This is a genomic window from Candidatus Methylomirabilota bacterium (assembly GCA_035764725.1).
Taxonomy (GTDB): Bacteria; Methylomirabilota; Methylomirabilia; order Rokubacteriales; family CSP1-6; genus DASRWT01.
Genome location: DASTYT010000098.1, coordinates 19,198 through 30,973, shown reverse-complemented (window position 1 = coordinate 30,973; position 11,776 = coordinate 19,198). Strand labels below are relative to the sequence as shown.

Annotated in this window: 11 protein-coding genes; 3 read left to right on the top strand and 8 right to left on the bottom strand. The window is 72.4% G+C overall.

Annotated features, from left to right (window positions below):
• Positions 1-4 precede the first annotated feature (4 nt).
• The 8 genes from VFX14_15575 to VFX14_15540 are packed head-to-tail and all read right to left on the bottom strand — an operon-like array spanning position 5 to position 7,119.
• Positions 5-1,168 carry a beta-ketoacyl synthase N-terminal-like domain-containing protein gene (locus VFX14_15575; GenBank protein ID HEU5191104.1) on the bottom strand — a complete coding sequence of 388 codons (1,164 nt, stop codon included), beginning with the start codon at positions 1,166-1,168 and terminating at the stop codon, positions 5-7.
• Complete coding sequence (locus VFX14_15570; GenBank protein ID HEU5191103.1) at positions 1,165-2,352, bottom strand: beta-ketoacyl-[acyl-carrier-protein] synthase family protein; 1,188 nt, start codon at positions 2,350-2,352, stop codon at positions 1,165-1,167. The genes VFX14_15575 and VFX14_15570 overlap by 4 nt, the downstream gene beginning before the upstream one ends.
• Before the next feature lie 25 nt (positions 2,353-2,377).
• A complete protein-coding gene (locus VFX14_15565) occupies positions 2,378-2,653 on the bottom strand; it encodes an acyl carrier protein (protein ID HEU5191102.1) in 276 nt (91 codons plus the stop codon).
• Positions 2,650-3,468, bottom strand: a complete 819-nt coding sequence (locus VFX14_15560; GenBank protein HEU5191101.1) for a beta-ketoacyl synthase N-terminal-like domain-containing protein — start codon at positions 3,466-3,468, stop codon at positions 2,650-2,652. Before VFX14_15560 ends, VFX14_15565 begins: the two co-directional genes overlap by 4 nt.
• A complete protein-coding gene (locus VFX14_15555) occupies positions 3,465-4,646 on the bottom strand; it encodes a beta-ketoacyl-[acyl-carrier-protein] synthase family protein (protein ID HEU5191100.1) in 1,182 nt (393 codons plus the stop codon). The genes VFX14_15560 and VFX14_15555 overlap by 4 nt, the downstream gene beginning before the upstream one ends.
• On the bottom strand, positions 4,633-5,544 hold the full coding sequence (locus VFX14_15550) for a lysophospholipid acyltransferase family protein (GenBank protein HEU5191099.1): 912 nt from the start codon (positions 5,542-5,544) through the stop codon (positions 4,633-4,635). Before VFX14_15550 ends, VFX14_15555 begins: the two co-directional genes overlap by 14 nt.
• Positions 5,545-5,552: 8 nt before the next feature.
• Positions 5,553-6,335: a hypothetical protein gene (locus VFX14_15545; GenBank protein ID HEU5191098.1), complete on the bottom strand. Its 783-nt coding sequence runs from the start codon at positions 6,333-6,335 to the stop codon at positions 5,553-5,555.
• 19 nt (positions 6,336-6,354) lie between these two features.
• Positions 6,355-7,119, bottom strand: a complete 765-nt coding sequence (locus tag VFX14_15540; GenBank protein HEU5191097.1) for a glucose 1-dehydrogenase — start codon at positions 7,117-7,119, stop codon at positions 6,355-6,357.
• Positions 7,120-7,201: 82 nt separating this feature from the next.
• On the opposite strand from VFX14_15540, the gene VFX14_15535 reads away from it, so the two are divergent.
• Genes VFX14_15535 through VFX14_15525 form a run of 3 tightly spaced genes read left to right on the top strand, consistent with a single transcriptional unit; the run spans position 7,202 to position 11,775 of the window.
• Positions 7,202-8,416 carry an MFS transporter gene (locus tag VFX14_15535; protein ID HEU5191096.1) on the top strand — a complete coding sequence of 405 codons (1,215 nt, stop codon included), beginning with the start codon at positions 7,202-7,204 and terminating at the stop codon, positions 8,414-8,416.
• 48 nt (positions 8,417-8,464) lie between these two features.
• Entirely contained in the window at positions 8,465-9,559 is a 1,095-nt protein-coding gene (locus VFX14_15530) for a Zn-dependent alcohol dehydrogenase (GenBank protein HEU5191095.1), read from the top strand.
• Entirely contained in the window at positions 9,559-11,775 is a 2,217-nt protein-coding gene (locus VFX14_15525; GenBank protein HEU5191094.1) for a molybdopterin-dependent oxidoreductase, read from the top strand. The genes VFX14_15530 and VFX14_15525 overlap by 1 nt, the downstream gene beginning before the upstream one ends.
• The last annotated feature ends 1 nt before the right edge of the window (position 11,776 follow it).

Genomic DNA, 11,776 nt, shown 5'->3' with positions numbered 1-11,776 from the left:
GGCGTCACCGGCCGCTCGGGGTCGCGAGGACGAGCGCGGCGCGGCAGCCGCCCCGGGCGAGGCCATGGACGAGCGCCGGGCCGGCGCCAAGGTCGAGGCTCGCCGCCGCCGCGCTCAGCGCGCCGACCCCGCCATGCTGACCGACGAGCGCCGCCGCCGAGCGGGGCGGGAGGAGATCGGGGCGCTCCGCCAGATCGGCGCGGAGCAGCGCCAGCTCCCAGTCATCGAGCGCCGGATCGCCGTTGCCGGAGCCCCAGCAGCTCCCGAGCGCGGCCGCGGGCAGGTGCGCCTCGGCCAGGCTCGCGCGGAGCACCGAGCGGGGATCGTGACGGCCGGCGGGCGCGGCGTACGGCGCCACCGGAATGTTGCCCCAGCGCGTCGCGCGGAGCTCGGCGAGGATGGTCGCTCCGCGCGCACCGGCGACCTCGCGATCCTCCAGCACCACGAACGTCGCGCCCTCGCCCAGCACGGGACCGTTGTGGTCGGGCGCGTAGGGGCGGCAGCCCTCGACGCCGTCGCGCCGCCCGTCGGGCCGGCGCATGGGCGACAGCACGCCCAGCTCGTGCGCGAGGCGTTGATACACCGGACCGCACAGCTCGTCCACGCCGCCGGCCAGGACCGCCTCCGCGTGGCCGCGGGCAACCAGGGCGGCGCCGCGCGCCAGCGCGACCTCACCCGCCACCGTGACCTGGTTCACCGTCACCGTGGGGCCCTTCACCCCGATGGCGATCGACGCGGCGGCGCTCATCGAGTTCATCACGGTACCGGGGAACAGCATGGGCGAGAGCCCCGACGGACCGCGCTTGAGGAAGCCGGTGGCGAACTCGCCGCTCGAGCGAAAGTCACCGAACTCGGTGCCGACCACCAGGCCCAGGGTCGGGCCGGCGTTCACGCGCGCGTCCTCGACAGCGAGCCGGCAGGCCGCTACGGTGAGGCGGCAGATGCGGGAGAGTCGCCGCGCCGCGTCCCGGTCGAACAGTGCGTCGAGGGCCTCGTCGTCGATCTCCCCGGCGAGATGGCTCGGCAGCGTCGCGGTGTCGAAGGAGCGCAGGGGACGCAGCGCGGAGTCGCGTCGCGCGAGGAGGGCCCGCACGACGTCGCGCCCGCCGATGCCGGCGGCACTCACCGTGCCCATCCCCGTCACCACCACGCGACGCGGCGCGCTCATCGTCCGAAGACCAGGCTGACGTTCTGGCCGCCGAAGCCGAACGAGTTGGAGAGGGCGACCTCGATCGGCGCGGGGCGGGCGATGTTGGGCACGCAGTCGAACGGGATCTCGGGATCGACTTCGCGGAGGTTGGCGGTGGGCGGGATCAGGCCGTGGTGCAGGGCCAGGATGCTCGCGACCGCCTCGAGGCTGCCCGCGGCGGCCATCGTGTGCCCCACCAGCGACTTGGTCGAGCTGATCGGCACGCGCCCCGCCCCCAGCACGCGGGCGATCGCGAGCCCCTCGGTGCGATCGTTCTGGAGGGTGCCGGTGCCGTGGGCGTTGACGTAGTCGACGGCGCGCGGGTCGACGTGTGCGGCGGCGAGCGCCAGCGTCATCGCGCGCGCCATTCCCTCGCCCTCGGGGTGGGGCGAGGTCACGTGATGCGCGTCGGTGGAGATCCCCGCTCCCAGGAGCTTCGCGATCTCGCGCGCCCCGCGCGCCCGGCAGCGCTCCGCGTCCTCCAGCACGACAAATGCGGCCGCTTCGCCGATGGACATGCCCTTCCGCTCGCGGTCGAACGGGCGGCAGGGCTCGGGATCGAGGAGCTTGAGGGCATTGAAGCCCATGAAGCAGATGCGCGTGAGGGCGTCCACCCCACCGGCGAGGGCCAGCGGCACCACGCCTTCGCGCACGAGATCGGCGGCCAGGGCGATCGAGGCCGCGCCGGACGCGCAGGCCATCACCACCGTCTCCTTGGGGCCTCCGATGCCGAGGCGCCAGCCGATGGTCTCGGCGTGGGTGTAGGGCAGGATCGAGCGCAGGGCCTTGATGCGCGGCGAAGGCCGGCCGGTCCGCGTCTCTTCCCAGTACCAGGCCTCGCCCTCCAGCATGCCGCCGCCCACCGCTCCGATCACGAGCGCGGCCTCCGCCCGGTCGGCCGGGCCGAGACCGGCGTCGGCGAGCGCCTCGCGCGCGGCCGCGAGCCCGAGGCGATCGGCGCGCGCGCGGCGCGGCGAGACTCCCAGGCCCGCCATCGCGTCGGCGGGGACCTCAGCGGCCACGCGCGAGCGGAAGCCCTCGGTGTCGATCAGTGTGATGGGACGGATGGCGCAGGCGCCGGCGGCGAGTCCTGCCCAGAACGTCTTGGTGCCCGACCCGTACGGACTCACCACCCCGAGCCCGCTGACGACGACCCGGCTCATGCGGGACGCCGCGGCATGGGCTCCCTCACGCCTGCCCCATCTTGGCGAGAACGAAGCGCGAGAGGCTGTCGAACGAGTTGAACTCCTCGGCGAGATCCTGGCCTTCCTCGATGGTGATGCCGAACCGGTCCTCCATCGCCACCGACAGCTCGATGAAGTCGAGCGAGTCCAGCCCCAGCGAGCCCTCGACACCCTTGGGGAGTGTCGTCTCCAGCGTCATGTCCGCGGCCCGTCGAGGATCGAAGCGCAGCCGCTCCACGACGATGGCTTTCAGCTCGTCGAGCACTTCCTTCTGCGTCATCCGCCGCCTTTCGTGATGATGAGATCGGCCACCTCGCCTCGCCATGCCCCCGTCAGCCCGAGCGGGTCCGCCAGCGGGGACGAATCTCCCTCGTGCCGCCGCAACGCCACCTCGGCGAGCGGACCCACCGCGAGCATCTCGCCCAGACGCCGCGCGCCGTCCCCCCGAGACCGTCCGCGGGCCGAGCGCAGCACGAGCCGGCCGTCGCCGGGCTCGAGCCAGAGACATGCCGCCGCCTCGACCAGCGGCGGAGCCGTCCGCCGTCGCCCGCGCGCGTAGAGGTCCGCGCACTCCTCGAACGTCTCCACGCCCAGCACCAACGCCCGGTCGCAGGCGCGCGCGGCGAGCAGCGTGGCCCCGTACCACATCGCGCGCAGCGCCGCCGGCGGCCCGCCGATGAACAGCACCGAGGGCCCGCGCAGCTGGTACTCGATGGCGGCCTCCGCCGGGACCACGGCGGGCGCCGTGTACGCGAAGTGCGTGCCGCCGCCCGTCCCCTCGATGAAGGCGCGATTCGAGGCGCCATACACCGCCGCGCTCACGAAGAGCAGCGCCGTACGCTCCCCGGCGATCGTCGCGCGCTCCGCTCGCCCATCTTCCAGCATGGCTTCGACTGCTGCAAGGGCCCAGAGGCACTCCCGCGTGGCGCGGCGGAAGCGCTCGCCCTGCACCTGGGGCCGGCCCAGCCCGATCAGCGAGCGACCGCCGGCCGCGGTCCGGGCGTCCGCGGGGAGGGCGGCGGCGCCGGTACCCCAGCCCGAGCAGAGCCCCGCCGCCCGGACCGCCGGCGCCGGAATGCCCGCCGCCCCGCTCACGCCGACTCCAGCACGAGGGCGCCGTTGCAGCCGCCGAAGCCCAGCGAGGTGCTGAGCGACACCCGCGGCCTGAGCGCGCGCGCCGTCCCCGGGACATAGTCCAGATCGCATTCAGGATCCGGCACTTCCAGATGCCGTGTCGGGGGAATCTGTCCGTGCCGCCCGGCCAGGAGGCACATGATCGCCTCCAGCGTCGCCGCCGCCCCCATGGTGTGGCCCATGGTGGCCTTGATCGAGTTCACCGGCACCGACGGCGCGCGCCGACCGAGAAGGCGCTTGAGCACCGCGGTCTCGATGCGGTCGTTCAGCGGGGTGGCGGTGCCATGCGCGCTGACGAAGTCCACGTCCTCGGGCCCTACCCCGGCTTCGGCCAGCGCCAGCCGCGCGGCGCGCTCGAGGCCCCGCCCCTCGGGATCGGGGGCCGAGATGTGCGAGCCGTCACCAGTGCTCGCGTGGCCGAGCAGATAGCCCAGCGGGGCGCGGTCGGCGTCGGGCTCTCGGGCGAGCAGCACGAGGGCGGCCGCTTCGCCGAGGAGGAGCCCGCTGCGGCGCTTGTCGAACGGGCGCACCTCGTCGCGCGTGAGCGAGCGCAGCGCGTCGAAGCCCCGCATCACGAAGCGGCAGAGAATATCGTAGCCCCCGGCGACGACCAGGTCCGCCTGGCCCTGGCGGAGCATCTCGGCGCCGATGCCGAGCGCGGTGGCGCCCGAGGCGCACGCGGTGGACACCGTGAGCGCCGGCCCGCGCGCCCCCAGCCACCGCGCGAGATTGTCGCCGGGCGAATCGTAGAGCGCTCCGCGCAGCCGGCGCCGTGGGCCTTCGCCCGCCAGGGCCCGCTCGCCCTCCTCGACGCCGCCCAGCGCGGTGCCGACCACCACCGCCAGGCGCGACGGGTCGACCGTGGCTGGCCCGAGCGGCGCCTGCGCGATCAGCTCGTCGGCAGCGGAGATGAGCAGACGCGTGGCGCGGCAGTCGGGCACGCGATCCCAGCGCTTGATGCGGGTGAGCTTCTTGATCTCCCCGCCCCGCCCCACCCGGAGGTCGGCGACGGGGAAGCGCTCGATCGTAGAGATGCCACTCGCGCCGGTGAGGAGGGAAGACCAGAACGCGTCGAGATCCTGACCGATCGGCGTCGTGACACCGGCCGCCACCACTGCGACACGCTCAGGCCGCGACACGCGGGGGGCTCCACACGTCGAAGAAGTTGAACCACTGCGTGGGATGGGCGCGGATCGCGCGCTCCAGCGTCGCCACCATGGTGGTGAGCGCCGACACTTCCTCACCCGGCTTCACCCAGATCGGCGGCTCGATGGTGATGCGATAGTGATGATCGGCATCCATGGCGCAGTACGCGGGGACCACCGGCACGCCGGCGGCACGCGCGAGCACGAAGGGCCCGATGGCGAACGCCGCGGGCGCGCCGAAGAACTCGACGAGGACGTCGCCGCGCTCGCCGGTCGGCCGGTCGCCCTGCATCGCCACCGCCTCGTTGCGCCGGAGCGCCGCGAGCAGGCCCAGCGTGGAGGTGGCATGGCGCCGCGTCACGAAGCGCAGCCCCTCGCCCTCTCGCCGGAGGTAACGCTCGAGGTCCGCGTCCTGTTCCCCTGCCAGGACGATGTGGGTGATCCGATCGAGACGAGGCACGAGGAGCCGCCCGCCGAACTCCCAGTTGGCCAGGTGCGCGGTGAGAAGGATGACGCCCCGCCCCGACTCGCAGGCGAGGTCGAGGTGCTCCTCGCCGATCCGCCGGGAGACGTAGTCACGCAGGCGCGCCGGCGACCCTCGATTGACGGTGAGGAAATCGCTGAAGCACGCAGCGAAGTTGGCGAACGTTTCCCTGACGGCGCGATCGAGCGAACGAGCCTCCGCCTGTGGAAGGATGCGCGCCAGGTTGCCCCGGACCCGGGCCCGCTCCTCGGCGAGACGCCGGCTGGCCGCGCGGCCGACCACGCGCGCGACGCCGAGCCGCAGCCGCCGGGGCAAGAGCCCGGCGACGCCGCCGGCCAGGCGATAGTACGCGAGGCGATTCAGGCCGTGGGAGTACCAGGACGGGCGAGCAATGGTATCGGCCGACATACCCACGCTCAGAGGAGGGGCCCGTAGTACATCCGGTACGCCCGGATCTTCCCCACCTCGGTGTCGAAGAGGCGCGTCGCCACGAAGCGCTGCGCGGCCCGATCGAACGTGATGATGCCGGGCACGTAGGGATCGTTGGGGTCGTAGACGAGGAACTCGACGTCACCGGCGGGCGCCAGGTGGAATGCATAGGCGAGCACGGTGTGGTTCAGCTCCCATGTGGGGAAGTTGGTCACGAGCCACTGCACGGGGCGCTGGGCGCGGATCTCCTGCACCGTCTGGTCGGCCAGTCGCTCCTGATGCCAGCCCCAGGGGGGCAGCACGACGCGCCAGTTCGTCCAGTTCATGAGCGTCCAAAACTTGGTGCCCAGCCCCTCCTTCACTGCGGCTTCCTGGTCGCGCGAGAGGTCGTGGAGCGACGCGTAGCCGGGGATCACCACACGCTCGGCGGCCGGCAGCGGATCGCGCCAGGGCGCATGCGACGCGATCTCGCGCACGCGCTCGGCGTAACCCGCCTCGTCCAGACGGGGCAGCCCGGGCTCGAAGCGCGCGAAGCGCTGGAACTGCGTGACCGCGCGCGCCATCACGAAGCAGTAGTTCGCGTAGAGGTCGGGCTTGTCCCGGTTCTTGCTGAGGCTTTCGTTGGGGAAGGCGAAGGTGTCCGCGCCGAAGGCCAGGGCGGGCGTCGAGTCGGGCGCGCTCGCGGCGTCCGGCCGCACCACCGTGGCGCACCCGGCGGTCGCGAGAAGCAGACAAAGGGCTAGAAGCCGCGCCGCCACGTTGGTCGCCAAGGTCTTGATGTTATCGCAATTATCCCTGAATCGAATAGCCCCCATCGACCGGGATCGCGGTCCCGGTCACGAAGTCAGAGCCCGGCCCGGCGAGAAAGACCGCGACGCCCGCCATGTCCTCGATCACGCCCCAGCGCCCGGCCGGCGTGCGGCGGAGCACCGAGTCATGCAGGCCCTCGACCTGCTGCCGGGCCCCCCGGGTCAGCTCGGTGTCGATCCATCCTGGGAGCACGGCGTTGACCTGGATGTTGTCCACCGCCCACGCGGTCGCGAGCACCTTGGTGAGCTGGACGATGCCCCCCTTGGACGGCGCGTAGGCGGGGGAGAAGCGCACGCCGAAGATGGACATCATCGAGCCGATGTTGATGATCTTGCCGCCGCCGACGCGCTTCATGTGCGGATAGGCGGCCTTGGAGAGCAGGAATGCGCTCGTGAGGTTCGTGTCCATGACGTGATGCCACTCGTCGAGCGAGAGGTCCTGAGGCGCCTTGCGGATGTTGGTGCCCGCATTGTTCACCAGGATGTCGACGCGCCCGAGCTCGTCGGCCACCCGCTTCACCAGCGCGGTCACCGAGGTCTCGTCGGCCACGTCGACCTCCATCGCCACCGCCTTCGCGCCGAGCGCCTGGAGCTCCTTCACCGCCCGGGCGCTCTTGTCGGCGTTGCGCCCGGCCACGACCACCGCCGAGCCCGCCTCGGCGAGGCCGCGCGCCATGCCGAAGCCGATGCCACCGTTGCCCCCCGTCACCACCGCCACCTTGCCGGACAGATCGAACAGTTGCACGGAGTCGTCCTCCCTCGGAGCTGTGTGTTGGGGAATCCTATCACTACGTCGCGGAGGAGGCGCCGCGTGCTAAGGGTAGGGGATGGCGCCGCCCGGGCCGCCGTCCGATCGCGGGCGCTGGGGCCTGCTCGCCTTGGTCACGGGCGCGCACACCCTCGGCGCGGTCTCGGTCCTCGCGGTGGCGCCTCTGGCCCCGCTGCTGCTGGAGGACCTGCATCTCACGCGAGCGCAGGTCGGCCTCTTCCTCCCCGCCATTTACCTGGGCGGCGTGGTCATGTCGCTGCCGGCTGGCTGGCTCACGGATCGGTTCGGCGCCCGCCTGACCCTGGCGGCGGGCCAGTGCCTGACCGGCGCGCTCGTCGCCGTCGCCGCCGAGGCCCGCGACCTGCCGCTCATCCTCGCGTGTCTCTTCGTCGGCGGGCTCGGCTGGGCGGTGGTGAACCCGGCCACCGGCCGGGCCATCCTCCAGCGCTTTCCGGCGCGCGAGCGCGGCTTCGCGATGGGGATCAAGCAGACCGGTCTCACCCTGGGCGGCATCCTGGGATCGCTCACCCTGCCGGCAATCGCCTTGGCACGGGGCTGGCGCGCCGCCATGACGATGGCCGCCGTGGCCTCGCTGGTCGCCGCCGCGGCCGGACTGGCGCTGATGCCGCGCGATCGCACGCACGCCGCCGCGGGCGGGATCGAGCCCGCGCGCTTCGCGGAGCTGGCGCGCTTCCTCGGCAATCGCTCGCTGCTGGTGCTGCTGGCGTCAGGCCTGGCCCTCGGCATGGCCCAGGCCTCCGTGCTCGCCTACCTCGCCCTGTTCGCGCGCGAGCGGCTCGGCTTCTCCGTGGTGGCGGCGGGCGGGCTGCTCGCGCTGGTGCAGGCCGGCGGCACCGGGAGCCGGCTCGCGTGGGGCATCATCAGCGATCGCTTCTTCGGAGGCCGCCGGCGCCCGTGCGTGATCATCAACTCGGTGATCGGCGGCGCCACCTATCTCGTGTTCGCGTCGGCGGTGGCGCTGCCTCTCCCCGTGATCGGCGCGGTCGCCATCGTGGCCGGCGCGGGCGCCTTCGGCTGGGTGGGCCTCTTCCTCGCGCTGGCCGCCGAGGTCGGCGGGCACCGGTACGCGGGCCTGCTGACCGGCGTGGCCGTCGCCTTCGCCTGGTCCGGTGTCCTGCTCGGCCCGCCCCTGTTCGGCGCCCTGCTCCAGGCCACGGGCTCCTATGGCGTGCCGTGGCTCGTGCTGGCCCTTCTCGCCTTCGGCGCCGCCATCGCGCTCGCCGCCATCCCGCCGCTGGTCAAGCGCGAGTAACTCGGCTATTCTTCGGCACGAACCCCATCCCACGACGAGGTGACCGTCATGAAAGCCGCCGTCCTCTTCAAGGCCAACGAGCCGCTCCAGATCGTCGACCTCAAGCAGGAAGGCCCGAAGGGCGGTGAGGCCCGTGTGAAGGTGAAGGCGGCGGGCATCTGCCACAGCGACTGGCACATCATGAACGGGGACTGGACGCCGCCGCTCCCCATGGTGTTGGGTCACGAGGCGGCGGGGCAGGTCGAGGAGGTGGGCCCGGGCGTCACCAACGTCAAGCCGGGCGATCACGTGATCTTCTCGTTCCGTCCCCACTGCGGGCGCTGCCTCTACTGCTCCATCGGCCGCACCATCCTGTGCGACGGACACCAGTCGGCCCGGTGGGCGATGCTCGACGGCACCAACCGCCTCTTCAAGGACGGGGCTCCGATCAATCAGATGGCGCGCATCGGCACGTTCTCGGAGCGCGTGGTGTGCCCGGCGGAGATGCTGGTGCCGGTGCGCCACGAGATGCCCTGGCCGCAGGCCGCCCTCATGGGCTGCTGCGTGCCCACCGGCGTGGGCGCCGTGACCCGCTGCGCCGAAGTGGAGGCCGGCGCCTCGGTGCTGGTGGTCGGCTGCGGCGGCGTGGGGCTCAACGTCGTGCAGGGCGCGAAGCTGGCCGGAGCCGGAATCATCGTGGCCGCCGACCTCCTGGACAGCAAGCTGACCTACGCCAAGGAGTTCGGGGCCACCCACACGTTCAACGCCTCGCGCGACAACGTGGTGGACAAAGTGCGCGAGCTGACGGCGGGGCGCGGCGTGGACTATGCCTTCGACGCCATCGGCGGCGAGGCGACCACGCTACAGATCGTCGATGCGATCCGGCCGGGCGGCACCGCGGTGATCGTGGGCATGGCCGCGCTCAACGTCCGCGCCCCCATCACGCCGTACATGATGGCGCTGCAGGAAAAGTGCATCAAGGGCACGATGTACGGCTCGGTGCGGCCGAACATCGACTTCCCCAAGCTGGTCGATCTCTACCTCGAAGGGCGGCTCAAGATCGACGAGCTGGTGAGCCGCACCTATCGCCTCGACCAGATCAACGAGGGCTTCACCGCGCTGCGCAGCGGCCAGGTGGCCCGCGGCGTGGTCGTCTTCGACTAGTGCCGAGCCGCTCGCGCACGGTCTACGAGTCGCCGCGCCCGGCCGCCCGGCCGGGCGAGACGGTGGTGACCTCGACCTGCGCGCACAACTGCGGCGGGCGCTGCGCGGTCAACGCGCATGTCGTGGACGGCCGCATCGCCCGCATCAGCACCGATCCGCGGCGCTGGACCCCGGAGATGCCGCCGCTCCACGCCTGCGTGCGCGGCTTCGGCGCCGCCGAGCGCGTGAATCATCCGGACCGGCTTCGCCATCCCCTCCGCCGGGTGGGGCCGCGCGGCTCGGGCCGATTCGAGCGTATCGAGTGGGACGAGGCGCTCGACGAGATCGCCGCCCGCATGCGCGCCATTCGCGACGCGCACGGCCCCGCCGCCATCCTCGACTGCTCGCGCACCGGCAGCACCGCCAGCCTCCACAACCGCTCCGCGGTGCAGCGCATGCTCCACCGCTTTGGCGGCTGCACGGAGCTGTGGTCCAACATCTCGAACGAGGCGGAGATCTTCGCCCTCCGCTACACGTACGGCGCCGACATCGACTGCAAGTTTGCGGGGCGCGAGCCCGTGGACTACGTCAACTCGCGGCTCATGCTCCTCTGGGGCTGGAGCCCGGGTGACGGCCACTTCGGAACGGGCTCGATGGAGTATCTCCGCTGGGCGAAGGAGCGCGGCGTCCGCATGGTCTGCGTGGATCCGCGCGTCACCCGCACCAGCGCGCGCCTCGCCGACGAGCACGTGTTCATCCGCCCGGGTGGAGACGCCGCCATGCTGATCGCGATGGCGGAGGTGATCGTGAGCGAGGTGTTGCAGGATCAGGCCTTCCTCGACCGCTACGTGCAGGGCTTCGACGAGGCAACCTTGCCCGCGGGCGCGCCCGCCGGCGCCTCCTACCGCGCGTATCTCTCCGGCCTCGCCGACGGCATGCGGAAGACCCCGGAATGGGCGGAGCCGCTCTGCGGCGTGCCCGCCGCCACCATTCGCCGGCTCGCCCGAGAATTTGCGACGGCCAAGCCCGCGGCCCTCCATACCGGCTACGCGCCCGGCCGCACTGCCTACGGCGAGCAGTTCCACCGCGCGGCGTACGCGCTGGCCACCATCACCGGCAACGTGGGCATCTCCGGCGGCAACTCGGGCTGCAGCGGCGGCGCGCGCCCGCACGGCGTGAAGCGTCTCGGCGCCCCGCCCAATCCCGCGCGGGCGCGCGTGGCCTCACCCCTCCTCGCCGATCTGCTCGAGCGCGGGAAGGCGGGCGGCTATCCCGCCGACATCAAGATGATCTACTCCGCATGCGGCGACCTCGTGAACCAGCTTCCCAACGTGGCCAAGACGCTGGCCGCGCTCCAGCGGCTGGAGTTCATGGTCGTGCACGACCACTTCCTCACGCCGACCGCGCGTCAGGCCAACATCGTGCTGCCCGCCACCACGTTCTGGGAGCGGAACGACGTGCACACGCCGTGGAGCGGGAGCGGTCACTACGTCATCTACATGCGCCAGGCCATCGCGCCCATGTACGAGTGCCGGAACGACCGCGACATCTGCGCCGACCTCTCGCGCCGGCTCGGGCTCCCCACCGACGACGACAAGACCGAGGACGAGTGGCTGCGCGAGCTGACCGCCGGCAGCGAGATCGACGACTGGGAGGCCTTTCGCGCCGCCGGCCTGGCGCGGCTCGCGCCGCCTGAGGAGCCGGTAGCCTTCGCGGCCCAGATCCGCGATCCCGCCGCGCATCCCTTCTCCACGCCGTCGGGGAAGATCGAGATCTACTCGACCGCCCTCGCCGCGAATGGAGATCCCTACGGCCTCGGCTCCATCCCGCCGATCCCCACGTGGATCGCGCCGCCCGCCGCCGGGCGTTATCCCCTGCACTGCGTGTCGCCCAAGTCGCGGGCGCGCACGCACTCGATCCACGACAATCAGGAGATCCTCGCCCGCGCGGACCGGCAGGACGTGTGGATCCACCCCGCCGACGCGGCCGCGCGCGGCATCGTGAACGACCAGCGCGTCCGCGTGTTCAACGACCGCGGCGCGACGCTCCTGCCCGCCACGGTGACGGAGCGCATCGCCCCCGGCGTCGTGTCGATCAAGGAGGGCGCGTGGTTCGCGCTGGGCGCCGACGGGGTCGACACACGGGGCTGCGCCAATCTCCTCACCGAGGACCGCGCGGCGCCCTGCGGCGCCTCCACCTACAATTCCTGTCTCGTCGACGTCGCGCCTGCGCCGTGAG